Annotated in this window: 14 protein-coding genes; 5 read left to right on the plus strand and 9 right to left on the minus strand. The window is 72.2% G+C overall.

Annotated features, from left to right (window positions below; all coding sequences use genetic code 11):
- Positions 1–14 precede the first annotated feature (14 nt).
- Positions 15–383, minus strand: a complete 369-nt coding sequence (locus tag C6N31_RS26615; protein WP_138356116.1) for an STAS domain-containing protein — start codon at positions 381–383, stop codon at positions 15–17.
- Between the two features lie 291 nt (positions 384–674).
- On the opposite strand from C6N31_RS26615, the gene C6N31_RS26620 reads away from it, so the two are divergent.
- Positions 675–1,565 (plus strand): RNA polymerase sigma factor SigF, encoded by an 891-nt coding sequence (locus tag C6N31_RS26620; RefSeq protein ID WP_138356115.1) that lies wholly within the window; start codon positions 675–677, stop codon positions 1,563–1,565.
- A 24-nt stretch (positions 1,566–1,589) separates the two neighbouring features.
- Here the strand turns inward: C6N31_RS26620 and hutI are convergent, their stop codons facing one another.
- Genes hutI through hutU form a run of 4 tightly spaced genes read right to left on the minus strand, consistent with a single transcriptional unit; the run spans position 1,590 to position 7,013 of the window.
- On the minus strand, positions 1,590–2,765 hold the full coding sequence (hutI, locus tag C6N31_RS26625; RefSeq protein ID WP_198358428.1) for an imidazolonepropionase: 1,176 nt from the start codon (positions 2,763–2,765) through the stop codon (positions 1,590–1,592).
- 53 nt (positions 2,766–2,818) lie between these two features.
- A complete protein-coding gene (locus C6N31_RS26630) occupies positions 2,819–4,156 on the minus strand; it encodes a formimidoylglutamate deiminase (RefSeq protein ID WP_138356113.1) in 1,338 nt (445 codons plus the stop codon).
- The gene (locus tag C6N31_RS26635; RefSeq protein ID WP_138356142.1) at positions 4,147–5,337 is read right to left on the minus strand and encodes an allantoate amidohydrolase; all 1,191 of its coding nucleotides are present in this window, start codon (positions 5,335–5,337) and stop codon (positions 4,147–4,149) included. Before C6N31_RS26635 ends, C6N31_RS26630 begins: the two co-directional genes overlap by 10 nt.
- Positions 5,338–5,348: 11 nt before the next feature.
- Positions 5,349–7,013, minus strand: a complete 1,665-nt coding sequence (gene hutU, locus C6N31_RS26640) for a urocanate hydratase (RefSeq protein ID WP_138356112.1) — start codon at positions 7,011–7,013, stop codon at positions 5,349–5,351.
- Positions 7,014–7,131: 118 nt separating this feature from the next.
- On the opposite strand from hutU, the gene C6N31_RS26645 reads away from it, so the two are divergent.
- The gene (locus C6N31_RS26645; RefSeq protein WP_232485699.1) at positions 7,132–8,466 is read left to right on the plus strand and encodes a type III PLP-dependent enzyme domain-containing protein; all 1,335 of its coding nucleotides are present in this window, start codon (positions 7,132–7,134) and stop codon (positions 8,464–8,466) included.
- Positions 8,467–8,967: 501 nt separating this feature from the next.
- Here the strand turns inward: C6N31_RS26645 and C6N31_RS26650 are convergent.
- The 3 genes from C6N31_RS26650 to C6N31_RS26660 all read right to left on the minus strand — a co-directional run bounded on the left by C6N31_RS26650 (position 8,968) and on the right by C6N31_RS26660 (position 12,026).
- Entirely contained in the window at positions 8,968–9,477 is a 510-nt protein-coding gene (locus C6N31_RS26650; protein WP_138356110.1) for a hypothetical protein, read from the minus strand.
- A gap of 111 nt (positions 9,478–9,588) precedes the next feature.
- Positions 9,589–10,533, minus strand: coding sequence for a MurR/RpiR family transcriptional regulator (locus C6N31_RS26655; protein WP_138356109.1), 945 nt, complete (start codon positions 10,531–10,533; stop codon positions 9,589–9,591).
- Between the two features lie 116 nt (positions 10,534–10,649).
- On the minus strand, positions 10,650–12,026 hold the full coding sequence (locus tag C6N31_RS26660) for an acyl-CoA synthetase (protein ID WP_244809203.1): 1,377 nt from the start codon (positions 12,024–12,026) through the stop codon (positions 10,650–10,652).
- 210 nt (positions 12,027–12,236) lie between these two features.
- On the opposite strand from C6N31_RS26660, the gene C6N31_RS26665 reads away from it, so the two are divergent.
- Positions 12,237–12,665, plus strand: a complete 429-nt coding sequence (locus tag C6N31_RS26665) for a hypothetical protein (RefSeq protein WP_138356108.1) — start codon at positions 12,237–12,239, stop codon at positions 12,663–12,665.
- 438 nt (positions 12,666–13,103) lie between these two features.
- Here the strand turns inward: C6N31_RS26665 and C6N31_RS26670 are convergent, their stop codons facing one another.
- Positions 13,104–14,483 carry a cystathionine beta-synthase gene (locus C6N31_RS26670; RefSeq protein ID WP_138356140.1) on the minus strand — a complete coding sequence of 460 codons (1,380 nt, stop codon included), beginning with the start codon at positions 14,481–14,483 and terminating at the stop codon, positions 13,104–13,106.
- A 197-nt stretch (positions 14,484–14,680) separates the two neighbouring features.
- Here C6N31_RS26670 and C6N31_RS26675 point away from each other — a divergent pair, with 197 nt between their 5' ends.
- Both C6N31_RS26675 and C6N31_RS26680 read left to right on the plus strand, forming a co-directional pair.
- Complete coding sequence (locus C6N31_RS26675) at positions 14,681–15,709, plus strand: SGNH/GDSL hydrolase family protein (RefSeq protein WP_138356107.1); 1,029 nt, start codon at positions 14,681–14,683, stop codon at positions 15,707–15,709.
- Positions 15,710–15,892: 183 nt separating this feature from the next.
- Positions 15,893–17,113, plus strand: a complete 1,221-nt coding sequence (locus C6N31_RS26680) for an acetyl-CoA C-acetyltransferase (RefSeq protein WP_138356106.1) — start codon at positions 15,893–15,895, stop codon at positions 17,111–17,113.
- Positions 17,114–17,241: the final 128 nt, after the last annotated feature.

The following is a 17,241-nucleotide window of genomic DNA, read 5'->3' on the forward strand; positions in this document are numbered from 1 at the left end:
CGGCGATGCTTCCGTCACTCCTGCAATGCCTCGTCCAGGGTTGCGTGGACGGTGAACACGGCTTCGGCACCCGTGATCTCGAACACACGAGCGACCACCGGCAGCATACCCGCCAGATGGACCTTCCCACCGGCCGCCTCCGCCTTCAGCCGGGCGCCCAGCAGGACGTTCAATCCGGTGGAATCACAGAAATCCAGCTGGGAGCAGTCCACCACGAGCTTGGTGCAGCCCGCGGCGACACACGCTTCGAGCGGCTCGCTGAGCAGCTCCGCCGTGTGGTGGTCGAGCTCGCCCGCAGGCGTGACAACGGCGTACGTGCCGTGCTGTCGCACGTCCACGTGCAACCGGTCCCGGCCGGCCGTACCGACCATCCCGCGGTCCATGTGCGCTCCTCTGGAATCTTGGGTCATGCGCACTCCGAACCCTACGCGCATCCCGAATCACGTGGAAGCTACCCCTCAGCTGCCGGTGGACGCCCCTCGGATGCCTCCCGCCTGCCCCCTCCGCGGCCCGCTAATCGCCCGTGAGGACAGTCGGCCGGAAGTTGCGCCACCAGCGTGAAACGGGGTAGGGCTTGAACAACACCTATCGAAACCCGGCCGCCTCGGAGGCGCAGCACACCGTATTAGCGGCATGGCACCGGCAGCCTGATGCCGTAACCGAGGGAGGAGAGCATGACACCCCGGCCTGACGCGATCACCGCGACGACGACCAGCCCGTCCGTTGGCTCTGAGCAGGAAGACCTGGAAGAGCCGGAGGGGCTGGAGGGCCTCCCCGAGATACCCCCGTTCGAGACGGTGGGTCCGGTCGACGCACGCGCCCTGTCCAAGACACTGTTCCTGCGCCTCGAGACGCTGGACGAGGGCACGTACGCATACTCCTACGTGCGCAACACGCTCGTGGAACTCAATCTCGCCCTGGTGAAGTTCGCGGCTTCCCGGTTCCGCACCCGCAGCGAGCCGATGGAGGACATCATCCAGGTCGGCATGATCGGCCTGATCAAGGCGATCGACCGCTTCGAGCTCAGCCGCGGTGTGGAGTTCCCCACCTTCGCGATGCCGACGATCATCGGCGAGATCAAGCGCTTCTTCCGTGACACCAGCTGGTCGGTACGGGTCCCCCGCCGGCTGCAGGAGCTACGGCTCGACCTGGCCAAGGCCGGCGACGAGCTGGCCCAGCAGCTGGACCGCTCGCCGAACGTGGCCGAGCTGGCCGCCCGGCTGCGGATCACCGCGGAAGAGGTCATCGAGGGCATGGCCGCGAGCAACGCGTACACCGCGAGCTCGCTCGACGCCCAGCCCGACGAGGACGACTCCGAGGGCGCGCTGACCGACCGCATCGGCTACGAGGACCACGACCTCGAAGGCATCGAGTACATCGAGTCCCTGAAGCCGCTGATCGCCGAGCTCCCGGCGCGTGACCGCAAGATCCTCTCGCTGCGCTTCACCGGCAACCTCACCCAGTCGGAGATCGGCGAGGAGCTCGGCATCTCACAGATGCACGTCTCGCGCCTGCTCTCCCGGACACTGGCGCGCCTGCGGCGCGGGCTGCTCGTCGAGGAGTGACGGTGAGCGCCGCCCGGCCACGGGTCAGGCGGCGCGGACCCCGCCCTGCCACACCCGGCTGACCAGCGGCACACCGGGCCGGTAGGCCAGATGTACATGGCTGGGGGCGTCGAGCAGCATCAGATCAGCTCGCGCCCCCGCCGTGATCCTTCCGACGTCGTCCCTGCGCAGCGCCCGCGCGCCACCGAGCGTCGCGGCCGCGACCGCCTCGTCGGGCGTCATCCGCATGTCCCGTACGGCGACGGCGATGCAGAACGGCATCGAGCTGGTGAAGCTCGACCCCGGATTGCAGTCCGTGGACAGCGCCACCACCGCGCCCGCGTCGATCAGCCGGCGGGCGTCGGGGTAGGTGGCGCGGGTGGAGAACTCGGCGCCGGGCAGCAGCGTCGCGACGGTCACACCACCGCTGGACGCGAGCGCGTCGACGTCCGCGTCCGTCAGATGCGTGCAGTGGTCGGCGGACGCCGCCCCCAGCTCGACCGCCAGCTGCACGCCGGGCCCGTAGGTCAGCTGGTTCGCGTGCACCCGCGGGATCAGTCCGGCCCGGGCGCCCGCGGTGAGGACCGCCCGCGCCTGGTCGCCGTCGAACGCCCCCTTCTCGCAGAACACGTCCACCCAGCGGGCGTGCGGCGCGCAGGCCTCCAGCATCGGCCCGGTGACCAGGTCGACGTAGCCGGCCGGGTCGTCCGCGTACTCCGGCGCGACGATGTGCGCGCCCAGGTAGGTGGTCTCCGGGGTGTGCGCGGCGGCGATGCGCAGACTGCGGGCCTCGTCCTCCGGGGTCAGCCCGTAGCCGGACTTCGTCTCGATGGTCGTGGTGCCCTGCCGCCGCGCCTCGGCCACATAGCGGGCCACGTTGGCGTCCAGCTCGGCGTCACTGGCGGCGCGGGTCGCGGCGACCGTGGTCCTGATGCCGCCGGCGGTGTACAGCGTGCCGGACATCCGGGCGTTGAACTCCTGGGTGCGGTCACCGCCGAACACCAGATGCGAGTGCGAGTCGACGAATCCGGGCAGCGCCGCCCGGCCCCCCGCGTCGTACACCTCGTCGGCGCCGGGCGCCCGCTCCGCCGGGCCGACCCAGGCGATCAGGCCGTCGGCCATGACCACCGCCGCGTCCGCGACCAGCCCGAGCGGCCCGGTGCCGAGGGACGGGTCGTTGGTGACCAGGCTGCCGATGTTGGTGATGAGGGTCGTGGGCATCGCGCGATCTCCGTGGGTCTGGGGGCACCTCCCAGCGGTAGCTGGGGGAGAAATCAGGAACGGCGCAGACGGGCGACGGCCGCGCCCATCGCGGCCGGCACGTCCGGCACCAGCTGGTGGACACCGTCCCGGACGATGTGCCGCCCGCCCACCACGGTGTGCCGTACGTCCGTGGCCGTCGCGGCGTAAACGGCCGTCTCCGCGGCGAGGCGCGGCAGCGTGCCGGCGGTGCGGACCGAGTCCAGGGCGACGGTGGTGAAGTCGGCGAGCGCGCCCGTCTCCAGCTGACCGGCGTCCGCCCAGCCGAGCGAGGCATGGCCGTCCGCGGTGGCGGCCCGCAGCAGTTGGGCCGCGGTCCAGTGCCCGCGGGTGCGGGTGCGCAGCCGCTCGTCGAGTTCCATGGCGCGGGCTTCTTCGAGCAGGTCGATGACGGCGTGACTGTCGCTGCCGAGCGACAGCGGGCTGCCGGCGAGCTGGACCTCGCGCGCCGGGCCGATGCCGTCGGCGAGGTCGCGTTCGGTGGTGGGGCACATGCAGACGACCGTGCCGCTGTCGCCGAGCAGCCGGATGTCCGCACCGGTGAGGTGCGTGGCGTGCACGGCGGAGGTCCGGGGGCCCAGCGCCCCGTGGTCCGCGAGCAGCCGTGTCGGTGTGCGGCCGTGGGCCTTCAGACAGGCCTCGTTCTCGGCCGGCTGCTCCGACAGATGGACGTGCAGCGGGGCCTGCCGCGCCGCCGCCCACTCCGCCGCCCTGGCGATCCCGGCCGGCGGCACGGCGCGCACCGAGTGGATCGCCGCGCCGATCCGGACGTGGTCGCGGTCCTTGAGGGCGTCGGCGCGCTCCGCCCAGGCGTCGGGGCCCGCGTCGGCGAACCGCACCTGGTGCCGGTCGGGGGGCGCGCCGAATCCGGACGAGAAGTAAGCGGTGTCCAGCAGCGTGATCCGGATGCCCGCCTCGCCCGCGGCGGCGATCAGGGCCTCGCCCATGGCGTTGGGGTCGTCGTACGGTGTGCCGCCGGGACCGTGGTGCAGATAGTGGAACTCACCGACGCAGGTGATGCCGGCCAGCGCCATCTCCGCGTACACCGCCCGCGCGAGCGCGTAGTAGGTGTCGGGGTCGAGCTCCGCCGCGATCGAGTACATGATCTCGCGCCAGGTCCAGAAGGTGCCGGACCCGACCTGGACGGTGCCGCGCAGCGCCCGGTGGAAGGCGTGCGAGTGCGCGTTGGCCAGTCCCGGCAGGGTGAATCCGCGCAGCGCGACGGCACCGGGAGGTGGCGTGTCGACCCCGGTCCTGACGCCGGTGATGCGGCCACCGGCCGTGTCGATCGCCACGCCCGGCTCGACGACCCCGTTGAGCCAGGCGTGTTCCGTCCAGTACGTCAGCTGCACGCGAGACCTTCCAGTACGTCGGCGAGCGCGGTCACCCCGGCGAGGCAGTCGTCCTCGGCGGCGGTCTCGGCGGGTGAGTGCGAGACGCCGGTGGGGTTGCGTACGAACAGCATGGCGGTCGGGGCACTCGCCGACAGGATCCCGGCGTCGTGTCCCGCGCCGGTCGGCAGCACCGGGACGACGCCGCCGAGCAGCTTCGCGACCTCGTCGCGCAGCGCGTGCTCGAACTCGACGACCGAGGTGAACGACTCACGGGTGACGCGGACGTCGATGCCGTCGCGGGCCCCCCGCTCGGCCGCGGCGGCCTCGATCCCGGCCACCACCCGGTCCAGCGTCTCCTGGTCGGCGGCCCGGGAGTCGAGCCAACCGCGCACCAGCGAGGCGATGGCGTTGACGCCGTTGGGCTCGACGCTCACCTTGCCGAAGGTGGCCAGCGCCCCGGCGGCCTGGGCCTCCCGGCGGGCGGCCAGCACCGTGTCGGCGTAGTTGAGCATCGGGTCGCGGCGGTCCTCCAGGCGGGTGGTGCCCGCGTGGTTGGCCTCGCCGTGGAAGTCGAACCGCCAGCGGCCGTGCGGCCAGATCGCGGACGCGATGCCGACGGCGTCACCGCTCAGGTCCAGCGCCCGGCCCTGCTCGACGTGGAGTTCCACGAACGCGCCGATGCGGGCGAGCCGCTCCGGGTCCGGGCCGATGCCGGCCGGGTCGTAACCGGCCTGCTCCATGGCCTGCGGCAGGCTGACGCCGTCCGCGTCGCGCAGTGCGTACGCCTTGTCCTTGGTGAGCTGCCCGGCGGCCAGCCGCGATCCGACGCAGGCGAGCCCGAACCGGGCGCCCTCCTCGTCACCGAAGTTGACGATGGCCAGCGGCTTGCCGAACGCCGCACCGCGCTCGCGCAGTTCGTCGAGCGCCGCGAAGGACGAGACGACGCCCAGCGGCCCGTCGAAGGCGCCGCCGTCCGGTACGGAGTCCAGGTGCGAGCCGGTGACGACGGCGTCACCGGCGGCCGGGTCGCCCAGCCAGGCCCACTGGTTGCCGTTGCGGTCGACCTCGTACGTCAGGCCGCGGCCTTCCGCCTGCGCCCGGAACCACGCCCGGCAGTCCAGGTCGGCGCCGCTCCAGGCGTAGCGGCGGTATCCCCCGGAGACGGAGCTGCGGCCGATCGGCAGCAGCTCCGTCCACATGCTGTGGAAACTCACTCGGAGTCGCCCTCGCGCATCGGGATCCGCACACCGCGCTCGTCGGCGATCTCGTCGGCGCGGTCGTAGCCCGCGTCGACGTGCCGGATGACGCCCATGCCCGGGTCGTTCGTCAGCACCCGGCGGATCTTCTCGCCCGCGAGCTCGGTGCCGTCCGCGACCGTGACCTGTCCCGCGTGCAGGGAACGGCCCATGCCGACGCCGCCACCGTGGTGGATGGAGACCCAGGAGGCGCCGGAGGCGACGTTGACCATGGCGTTGAGGAGCGGCCAGTCGGCGATGGCGTCGGAGCCGTCGAGCATCGCCTCGGTCTCGCGGTACGGCGAGGCCACCGAGCCGCAGTCCAGGTGGTCGCGGCCGATGACGACAGGCGCGGCCAGCTCACCGCTGGCGACCATGTCGTTGAAGCGCTCGCCCGCCTTGTCGCGCTCGCCGTAGCCGAGCCAGCAGATCCGGGCGGGCAGGCCCTGGAAGTGGACCTTGTCCTGCGCCAGCTTGATCCAGCGGTGCAGCGACTCGTTCTCGGGGAACAGCTCGAGGATCGCCTTGTCCGTCTTGTGGATGTCGGACGCCTCGCCGGACAGTGCCGCCCAGCGGAACGGGCCCTTGCCCTCGCAGAACAGCGGCCGGATGTAGGCGGGCACGAACCCGGGGAAGTCGAACGCCCGGTCGTACCCGGCGAGCTGTGCCTCACCGCGGATCGAGTTGCCGTAGTCGAAGACCTCGGCGCCGGCGTCCATGAAGCCGACCATCGCCTCGACGTGCCGGGCCATCGACTCACGGGCCCGCAGCGTGAAGTCGGCGGGCTTCTCGGCCGCGTACGTGGCCATCTCGTCGAACGCGATGCCGACCGGCAGATAGGCCAGCGGGTCGTGCGCGGAGGTCTGGTCGGTGACGATGTCGATGGGCGCGCCCTCGGCGAGCATCTGCGGCAGCAGCTCGGCGGCGTTGCCCAGCAGCCCGATCGACAGCGGCTCGCGCTTGTCGCGGGCCTCGGTGGCGAGCTGCATCGCGTGCGCCAGGGAGTCGGCCCTGACGTCCAGGTAGCGGTGCTCGATACGGCGCGAGATCGCGCGCGGGTCCACGTCGATACAGATCACGACGCCACCGTTCATGGTGACGGCCAGCGGCTGCGCGCCGCCCATGCCGCCGAGCCCGGCGGTCAGCGTGATGGTCCCGGCCAGCGTGCCGCCGAACTTCTTGGCGGCGACCGCGGCGAACGTCTCGTAGGTGCCCTGCAGGATGCCCTGGGTACCGATGTAGATCCACGAGCCGGCCGTCATCTGGCCGTACATGGTCAGGCCCAGCGCCTCCAGGCGGCGGAACTCCTCCCAGTTGGCCCAGTCGCCGACCAGGTTGGAGTTGGCGATGAGCACCCGCGGCGCCCACTCGTGCGTCTGCATCACGCCGACGGGACGGCCGGACTGGACGAGCATCGTCTCGTCCTGCTTCAGCGTCTGCAGGGTGCGGATCATGGCGTCGAACGACCGCCAGTCGCGCGCGGCCTTCCCGGTGCCTCCGTAGACGACCAGCTTCTCGGGGTGCTCGGCGACCTCCGGGTCGAGGTTGTTCTGGAGCATCCGCAGCGCGGCTTCCTGCTGCCAACCCTGAGTGCTCAGTTCCGTACCGCGCGGCGCCCGCACGATCCTCGGTCCCGACATCGGCCCGGCCTCCCTCTGTACATCGATGGATCTATCCATTCACATCCTGTCCTGCTGAATACATCTAGTCAACAGGGTGGGGTGGCATTGCCCCATACCGGGTGATGGGATGGCCGGCATGACGCCGAACGCGACAGCACGACGGGGCCACGCGCTGCGCGCGGCAGTGGATCAGAATCTACTCACTCCGGACAACCCGGTCATCGGGCTCCTCGACGTCACCGGTATCCACGAAGCCGCGGCCGCCCTCCAGGAGGCCTTCGCCACCCCGGGCGTGACCGTCACCCACACCTTCGCCGTCAAGGCCGCCGCGCTCGTCCCGGTCCTGCGGCTGCTCAACGGCCTCGGCCTCGGCGCCGAGGTCGCCAGCCCCGGCGAACTCGCCATCGCCCGCGCCGCGGGCCTCCCGGCCGACCGCATCGTCCTGGACTCCCCCGCCAAGACCGTCGCCGAACTCCGCGAAGCACTCGCCCTCGGCATCGCCGTCAACGCCGACAACCCGCAGGAACTCGGCCGCCTCGACACGCTGGTCACCGCGGCCCCCACCACGTCCCCCATCGGCCTGCGGGTCAATCCGCAGATCGGCGGCGGCAGCATCGGCGCCATGAGCACCGCGACCGCCACCTCGAAGTTCGGCGTCGCGCTGCGCGACACCGGCACCGAGGAGTGGATCCTGCGCGCCTACGCCGACCGCCCCTGGCTCAACCGGCTGCACACCCACACCGGCTCCCAGGGCGTACCGCTCGACCTCATGGCGGCGGGCGTCCGGGCCGCCCACGACCTGGCCGAGCGCATCAACACGGCCGCCGGCCGCCGGCAGATCACCACCCTCGACATCGGCGGCGGCCTCCCCGTCAACTTCACCTCCGACGAGGTCACGCCCACCTTCCACGACTACGCGCGGCTGCTGCGCACCACCGTCCCCGGCCTCTTCGACGGCCGCTACACGATCGTCACCGAGTTCGGGCGCTCACTGCTCGCCAAGGCCGGCACGGTGCTGGCCCGCGTCGAATACGCCAAGTCGGCCGGCGGCCGGCCCATCGCGATCACCCACGCGGGCGCACAGCTCGCCACCCGTACGGTCTTCGTCCCCGACGCGTGGCCGCTGCGCGTCGAGGCCCTCGACGCCAAGGGCCGCCCCAAGGGCGGCGACCCCGTCGTCCAGGACGTGGCCGGCCCCTGCTGCTTCGCCGGCGACCTCCTCGCCCAGGCCCGCCCCCTCCCCCTCCTCGAAGCAGGCGACCTCGTCGCCCTCCTCGACACCGGCGCCTACTACTTCTCCAACCACTTCGCCTACAACTCCCTCCCCCGCCCGGCCATCCACGGCTACCACGCGTCCGCGGACGGCTCAGTGACGTTCGCGCGGGTGCGCGCGGCCCAGACCGTGGAGAGCCTCCTCACGGAGAGCGGCTCGAACGAGAGCGAGGCCCTGACCGGCCTCAGCAGGCCCTGAGCCCACGGGGCACCCCCGGCGCTGTTCCGCCACGCGCCTCCGGCAGGGGTACGGGTACACCAGCGCCGGCGGCACTGTTGCGCCTGCGGCGGGCTTTTCCCCACCCGCCCTTCCCGCCCACCGGCGGGACCCGATCCCACGGGAAGGTGGGCGACGGGGCCCGCGGGGCGGGGACCGAGACGCTGCCGCGATCGGCCGTCAGGTGTTCGGGGGCCGCGGGGGCGGGGGCTCAGGCTGCCACTGCCCGGCGCACTACGGCGCGTAGAAGGGTGGGACGGGGTCCGCAGGGCAGGGGCCCGAGCTGGCGCCGAACCCGCACGGGGCCACGCTCGGAGGGTCGGGTGGGGTTGGGGGGGTCGGGGCCGGAGGGGTGGGGTTGCGAAATGCTGCCGAGCTATGTGTGAGCCTCTGGGGGCACCCCCGGCCGAAGGCTGGGGGACCGTAAACAGTCGATTCCGAAGCCCCGCACCGCAGGACCCGGCCCCCGACCCGGCCCGTGAACTACCGCCCCGCCAAGAACCCCGTCGTCTCGTACGCCGCCGCCGACGACTCCGGCCGCACCCAATACCGCACGTCCCGCGACCGCTCCAGCCGCTCGAACCACAGCGACTTCACCCAGAGTCCCGCCCCGGCCCCCGCCAGCAGCATTCCCCCCGCGGAAGAAGCGACCAGCGTGGACGCCGCGGCAAGAGCGAACGCCGCGAGCAGCCACCACCGGTGGCCGCGGACCCAGATCCGCGCCGTCACCCGGCGGTCCTGCAGGAAGACGGACTTGCCGGCGCGCGTGGCGTCCGCGCCCAGCGCGACGTAGCGCCCGCGCCGTACCGCGAAAGCGAGGACCGCCGCGACGATGAAGAGGGCGGCGCCGCCGAGTATCCCGATCCGGCGGCCGGTCAGGCCGGGGACGAACACGCCTCCCACGGCGGCCAGCGCACCCAGCCAAAACAGCCAGCGCGCAGCGGCCCGCACCAGCACCCCCACCCGAGCCAGCGTGTAAGCCCCGCGTGCCACGACCGTCCTCCTCCGATGCACCGTGTCCAGTTGCACGGGAGGGTAGTCAGCGATCCTCAGAATTTCATGAGGAATGCGGTCGGAGGAACAACGGGACGGTTCGGTCCCGGTTCAGTCGGTGAACAGCCCCCGCGCCGCCGCCCGCGCGTCGAACTCCTCCAGGCTCGCCTGGGCGTCCGGCAGGTGGTCGCACATCGACTCCAGCAGGACGCGTCCGAGCAGCATCGGGGCGCACGCCGTGTCGAAGGCGAGCCCGGTACCCACCGCGGCAGGCAGCAGCAGGTCGGAGCAGGCGGCGACCGGGGCGAAGGCGCTGTCGGCGACCGTGACGACCGTCAGACCGGCGTGGCGCGCGTACGTCAGGGCCTCGACGACCTCGCGGGGATGCCGTGGCAGCGCGAAGCAGAGCAGCGCGCTCGCGCCCGCCCGTACCGCGCCGTCGACGCGGTCGGCGAACATCGTGCCGCCCTCGTCGAGCAGCCGGACGTCGGGGTGGACCTTCGCGGCGAAGTACGCGAAGCCGCGCGCCTGCGCGCCCGCCGCGCGCAGGCCGAGGACGGGCAGCGGCCGGGACGCGGCGAGCACCGCGCCGGCGCGGGCGACGGGCGCGGGGTCGGCGAGGAGGGCGGCGAGGTGCCGGAGGTTCTCGATCTCGGCGTGCACGGCCTGCTGGTACTCGTTGTACGGGGCGGCCTCGGGGCCGGGCCGTACCGGCGCGACCTCGCGCAGGTGGCGGCGGAGCGCCGGGTAGCCGTCGAAGCCGAGCGCGACGGCGAAGCGGGTGACGGACGGCTGGCTGACGCCGGCGAGCTCGGCGACCTCGACGCTGGACAGGAACGGCGCGTCGGCCGACCGGCGCACCAGGCAGTGGGCGATCCGGCGCTGCGTCGGGGTCAGCCGGTGCGACTCGAACAGCTTCAGCAGCCGCGCCGAAGCGCCCTCGGCCGCACCCTCACCGGCACCTGCTCCCAGGCCCGCACCCGGAACCGCGCCCAGGCCCGCACCGACGCCGGCGCCCGCCTCCTCGGCGTCGCCCCCGTCCTCCGTCGTACCCATCAACGTCCTCCTGGCCTATTCAGTCGTCGTTGACTCTGCATGAATCCATGCAGCATTGGCAAGGAGTGTCCACCGGACGCACCGGAACCGGCCGCCTGCGCGGCCACGCATGGCGCCTACACCGGAGGCAGCCGCCCCTTCTGCGGCTTGCCCATCGCGTTCCGCGGCAGCTCGTCCAGGAACCGGACCTTGCGCGGCCGCTTGTGCACCGACAGATGCCCGGCGACGAAGTCCATCAGTTCGGCCTCGGTCACCCCGTCCGCGACGACGAAGGCGACGATCTCCTGGCCCAGGTCCTCGTGCGGTGCGCCCACCACCGCCGCCTCCCGGACCGCGGGGTGGTCGAGCAGCGCGTTCTCCACCTCGCCCGCGCCGATGCGGTAGCCGCCGGACTTGATGAGGTCGGTCGAGGCGCGGCCGACGATCCGGTGCATGCCGTCCGGCTCCGCCATCGCCATGTCACCGGTGCGGAACCAGCCGTCGGCGGTGTACGAGGCGGCGGTGGCCTCCGTACGGCCGAGGTAGCCGTCGAAGAGCGTGCCGGAACGGATCTGCAGCTCGCCGACCGTGGACCCGTCGTACGGGACGGGCCCGCCGTCCTCGTCCACCAGCCGGGTCTCCACTCCCGGCAGCGGCAGCCCGACCGAGCCGGGGCGGCGTTCACCGGCCGCCCGCGTGCTGATCGTGATCAGCGTCTCCGTCATCCCGTACCGCTCCACGGGACGCTGCCCGGTGAGCGTCTCCAGGTCCCGGAAGACGGGCGCGGGGAGCGGGGCGCTGCCCGAGACGAGCAGCCGGGCGCCGGTCAGCGCCCGCGCGGCGGCGGGGTCGCGCACCACCCGCGACCAGACCGTCGGCACGCCGAAGTAGAGGCTGCCGCCGGCCGCCGCGTAGGCCTGCGGTGTCGGCCGTCCGGTGTGCACCAGCCGGCTGCCGGTGCGCAGCGCGCCGAGCACGCCCAGCACCAGGCCGTGCACATGGAACAGCGGCAGGCCGTGCACCAGGGTGTCCCCGGCGGTCCACTCCCAGGCCCCGGCGAGCGCGTCGAGGTCGGTGGCGATCGCGCCGCGCGAGACCACGACGCCCTTCGGCGAGCCCGTCGTTCCCGAGGTGTAGAGGATGAGCGCGGCTTCCTTCGGCCCCGGCTCCGGGCCGCTCCAGCCAGCGCGCTCGTCGAAGTCGACGGGGAGCAGCGCCGCGCCCGAATCCCCCAGGATGTGGTTCTGTTCGGACGGCCCGGAGTCCGGCGGCACCGGGACCACGGGCACTCCGGCCAGCAGCCCGCCCACCACGGCGGCCACCGTCTCCAGCGACGCCGTCGCCCGCACCGCGAACGCCGGCGCCCCCGTCACCCGCGCCGCGACCGCGCCCGCCGCGCCGAGCAGCTCCTCGTACGAGCAGGACCGCCCCGCGACGGTCACGGCATCGGGCCGGTCCGCGCCGTCGGACGCGGTGAGGGCCGTCAGCAAGGAGGGGACGGGTGACAGCGGCACGGGTGTGCTCCTCTGAATGTCTCTATCCGAGAGCCGAGAGCCGAGCCCGGCGGGCTCGACCGGGCTCGTCCGGGCTGGACCGGGCTCGACGGCGCTCGCAGCGCAGTAGCACCGCGACTCTACGCATCGCCCGCTGGGAGGGGGCACCCCCGAAAAGAATCGGGGGTTTCCCCCAGTGCCTGACGCCGCCGGGCTCCGTACGGTGGCGTCATGGACGCCCGCGACCCGGAACTCAAAAAAGAACTCGCCGCCACCCTTCAGGCCCGCAAGGACCTCGGTGCGGAGTACGAGTCGGAACTGGTCGACTCGTTCATGGAGAAAGTGGACCAGCGCCTCGACAGCCATGTCGAGCAGCGGGTCCGCCGCCAACTGGCCGAGCAGCAGACCTCCTTCGCCCGGGCCGGCCGCAGCCCCGGCACGCCGGAGCCCAACGCGCGCTTCGCCCGTTACGGCTTCGCCGGCTTCACGATGATCGCCGCGATCCCGCTCTCCGCGATCGGTGTGGTCAACGCGGGGACCGCCGGACTGTTCATCACCTGGGCCGGCATCGTGGGCGTGAACGTCGCCCAGTCCCTCGGCCACATCTTCACGGGCGAACGCGGCGAGCGCCGCCGGAAGTCCGACGGCGACTGGGAGTAATCGCCGGCCCGCGCCGGAAAGCCGGGCGGCAGGGCAGACGCGCAAACGGGAAGCCGGGCGGACGGCGCAGGGAACCCGGGAACCCGCGGAAGAAATGGGAGCGGGGACCGCCGCACCCCCGGTCACCCGGGGGGCGGGACGACGGCGGTCCCCGCATCGGACGTGGGCCGGGTCAGGACCAGACATCACGTCCAGGGAGGGTCACCTCAGAGGTCCGGGAGCCGCTCCGGAGTTCCTGGGTGCCACATCCTGTGTCGCCGGGCTTCTCTTCCCGGCGAACACCAATGTGCCCGACCCGTGTTAAGCGCGTGCTGCGGCCGCGTGACGCCGGTGTAGCACTTTCGAATCCCTGGATGAACAGCCGGAACGGCCCCCCTGCCCGGTCCGGGCAGGGGGGCCGCATCATGCCGGGCCGGACGGGCGCCGGGGCTCCGTCGGTTACTTGGCCAGGAAGGCGAGCAGGTCCTGGCGGCTCACGACGCCGGTCGGCTTACCCTCGACGAGGACGATCGCCGCGTCGGACTTGGTGCCCAGGACCTTCATCAGGTCGGAGACCGGCTCGCCGGAGCCGACCTGCGGCAGCGGGCCGCTCATGTGCTTCTCCAGCGGGTCGCCCAGCGTGGCGCGCTTGGCGAACAGCGCGTCCAGGAGGTCGCGTTCCATGACGGAGCCGATGACCTCGGCCGCCATCACGTCCGGGTGACCGGCGCCCGGCTTCACGATCGGCATCTGGGAGACGCCGTACTCGCGGAGCACGTCGATCGCCTCGCCGACGGTCTCCTCCGGGTGCATGTGCAGGAGCTGCGGGATGCCGCCGCCCTTGTGCTCCAGCACGTCGGCGACGCTGGCCTGGCCGGTGCCCTCGTCGAGGAAGCCGTGCGAGGCCATCCACTCGTCGCTGAAGATCTTCGACATGTAGCCGCGGCCGGAGTCCGGCAGCAGGACGACGACGACGTCGTCCGGGCCGAGCTTCTCCGCGACGCGCAGCGCCGCGACGACCGCCATGCCGCAGGAGCCGCCGACGAGCAGCCCCTCCTCCTTGGCGAGGCGGCGGGTCATCTGGAAGGAGTCCTTGTCGGACACGGCGACGATGCCGTCCGCGACCTCACGGTCGTAGGCGGTCGGCCAGAAGTCCTCACCGACGCCCTCGACCAGGTACGGACGCCCGGAGCCGCCGGAGTACACCGAACCCTCGGGGTCGGCGCCGATGACCTGGACGCGGCCCTCGCTGGCGTCCTTGAGGTAGCGGCCGGTGCCGGAGATGGTGCCGCCGGTGCCGACGCCCGCGACGAAGTGCGTGATCCGCCCCTCCGTCTGCTCCCACAGCTCGGGGCCGGTGGAGTGGTAGTGCGACAGCGGGTTGTTCGGGTTGCTGTACTGGTCCGGCTTCCACGCGTTGGGGGTCTCGCGCACCAGCCGGTCGGAGACGTTGTAGTACGACTCCGGGTGGTCGGGGTCGACGGCGGTCGGACAGACCACGACCTCCGCGCCGTACGCCCGCAGTACGTTGATCTTGTCGAGCGACACCTTGTCCGGGCAGACGAAGATGCAGTGGTAGCCCTTCTGCTGGGCGACGATCGCGAGGCCGACACCGGTGTTGCCGGAGGTCGGCTCGACGATCGTGCCGCCGGGCTTCAGCTCACCGCTCTGCTCCGCGGCCTCGATCATCCGGACCGCGATGCGGTCCTTGACCGAGCCTCCGGGGTTGAAGTACTCGACCTTGGCCAGGACGGTCGCCTGGATGCCCTCGGTCACGTTGTTGAGCCGCACCAGCGGGGTGTTGCCGACGAGGCTGATCATCGAGTCGTGGAACTGCACCATTGTCTCCGGGTTCTCCGTGAATGTGCGGCAAGCCTATGGCCTAACGCGCCGACTCTCAGCTCGTCCGTGCCTCGATCGCTTCTCCCCTCCTCCCCCCTAATGTCGATCGATCACCACTACGGCACGTTGCAGTGGGCGTGTCACGGGGCAACAAGGTGTTGTACGCACAAAAGCACGGGAGGTGAGCGGGCTCGATGTCGAGGGCGAGGGTGGCACGGCGGATCGCGACCGCGGCCGCATACGGCGGCGGCGGGATCAGTCTGCTCGGCGGGGCGGCCGTGGGGGTACTGCTGGCCGAGGTGAGCCTGGCCAAACGGACGGTCGGCGGCTCCGACGACGTACCGCCGCGCGCCGACGGAAGATACGGGTCGGCTTTTTCGCACCGTACGGGTGAAGTTCCGCTCCGGCTCGGCTTCCTCGGCGACTCGACGGCGGCGGGGCAGGGCGTGCACCGGGCGCGCGAGACCCCGGGCGCGCTGCTCGCCTCCGGGCTCGCGGCGGTCGCGGAGCGGCCCGTCACCCTGGTCAACGTGGCGAATCCCGGGGCGCAGTCCAGCGACCTGGCGCGCCAGGTCGCGCTGCTGCTCGACGTGGGCGCACCGCCCCCGGACGTCTGCGTGATCATGATCGGCGCGAACGACGTGACGCACCGGATGCCGCCCGCCAAGTCCGTCCGGCTGCTGTCGGACGCGGTCCGCCGGCTGCGCGAGGCGGGCAGCGAGGTGATCGTCGGTACCTGTCCCGACCTGGGCTCCGTGGAGCCGGTGTACCAGCCGCTGCGCTGGCTGGCGCGCCGGATGAGCCGCCAGCTGGCCGCCGCGCAGACCATAGGGGTGGTCGGGCTCGGCGGCCGTTCGGTCTCGCTGGGCGATCTGCTCGGACCGGAGTTCGAGGCCCATCCCCGGGAGATGTTCGGCCCGGACAACTACCACCCCTCCGCGGAGGGGTACGCGACGGCGGCCATGGCGATGCTCCCGACGCTGTGTGCCTCCCTGGGCGTGTGGCCCGAGGCGGACGAGCATCCGGACGCGCAGCGCGGCGAGAGCTTCCTGCCGGTGGCGCAGGCCGCCGTGGAGGCCGCGTCCGAGGGCGGCACCGAGGTCGTCGCGGCGATGCACACCGTGGCCGGGCCCCGCGGCCGCTGGGCGCTGCTCAAGCACCGCCGCCGCCAGCGGCTGCCGCACACGGCCGAACCGGCGTCCAGCCAGCCGTCGTCGGCCTGACGGAGCTGACGGAGCCGCTCCGGCCGGCGCCCACGCACCGGCCGGAGCGAGTACGGAGGGGGCTGGGCTAAGCGCGCGCTCAGAAAGAGTCCCGTGTCACAGCCCACAGCCCGTGACTCCTCGCGATACGTGCAGGTAACTTCCCAGAGAGTCCTGCCGCCTCGACGAGGAGTGTGTGTCGCGATGCCCGAAGCCGTGATCGTCTCAGCCGCCCGATCCCCCATCGGACGCGCCTTCAAGGGATCCCTCAAGGATCTGCGCCCGGACGACCTGACCGCCACGATCATCCAGGCCGCGCTCGCGAAGGTCCCGGAGCTGGACCCGCGGCAGATCGACGACCTGATGCTCGGCTGCGGTCTGCCCGGCGGCGAGCAGGGCTACAACCTCGGCCGCATCGTGGCCGTGCAGATGGGCATGGACCACCTGCCGGGCTGCACGGTCACCCGTTACTGTTCGTCGTCGCTCCAGACGACCCGGATGGCGATGCACGCCATCAAGGCCGGCGAGGGCGACATCTTCGTCTCGGCCGGTGTCGAGATGGTCTCGCGCAGCATCAAAGGCAGCTCCGACGGCCTGCCGGACACCAAGAACCCGCTCTTCGCCGACGCCGAGCTGCGCACGCTGGGCCGCGCCGAGAAGGGCGGCGGCGAGTGGCACGACCCGCGCGAGGACGGGCTGATCCCGGACGCGTACATCTCGATGGGCCAGACCGCCGAGAACCTCGCCGCGATCAAGGGTGTCACCCGCGCCGACCAGGACGAGTTCGGCGTACGGTCCCAGAACCTCGCCGAGGCCGCCATCAAGAACGGCTTCTGGGAGCGCGAGATCACCCCGGTCACGCTGCCGGACGGCACGGTCGTCTCCCAGGACGACGGCCCGCGCGCGGGCGTCACGCTGGAGGGCGTCCAGGGCCTCAAGCCGGTCTTCCGCCCCGACGGCACGGTCACCGCGGGCAACTGCTGCCCGCTCAACGACGGCGCCGCGGCCCTCGTGGTCATGTCCGACGTGAAGGCCCGCGAGCTGGGCATCACCCCGCTCGCCCGCGTCGTCTCCACCGGTGTCTCCGGCCTCTCCCCCGAGATCATGGGCTACGGCCCGGTCGAGGCGTCGAAGCAGGCGCTCAAGCGGGCCGGCCTGGGCATCGGCGACATCGACCTGGTCGAGATCAACGAGGCGTTCGCCGCGCAGGTCATCCCGTCCTACCGCGACCTCGGCGTGGACCTTGACCGGCTGAACATCAACGGCGGCGCGATCGCCGTGGGCCACCCGTTCGGCATGACCGGCGCCCGCATCACCGGCACGCTGATCAACTCGCTGCAGTTCCACGACAAGCAGTTCGGCCTGGAGACGATGTGCGTCGGCGGCGGCCAGGGCATGGCGATGGTCATCGAGCGCCTGAGCTGATCCACTCGTAACTCTTTCGCCGTCACGGCGTGTGATCTAAGTCGCAATCGAACCGCCCCCGGGTTGTTATACGAGCCCGGGGGCGGCTCGTTTTCGCAGGTCAGGGCGGCATCACCCGGATGGCCCAG

The organism is Streptomyces fildesensis (assembly GCF_016107395.1).
GTDB classification, from domain to species: domain Bacteria; phylum Actinomycetota; class Actinomycetes; order Streptomycetales; family Streptomycetaceae; genus Actinacidiphila; species Actinacidiphila fildesensis.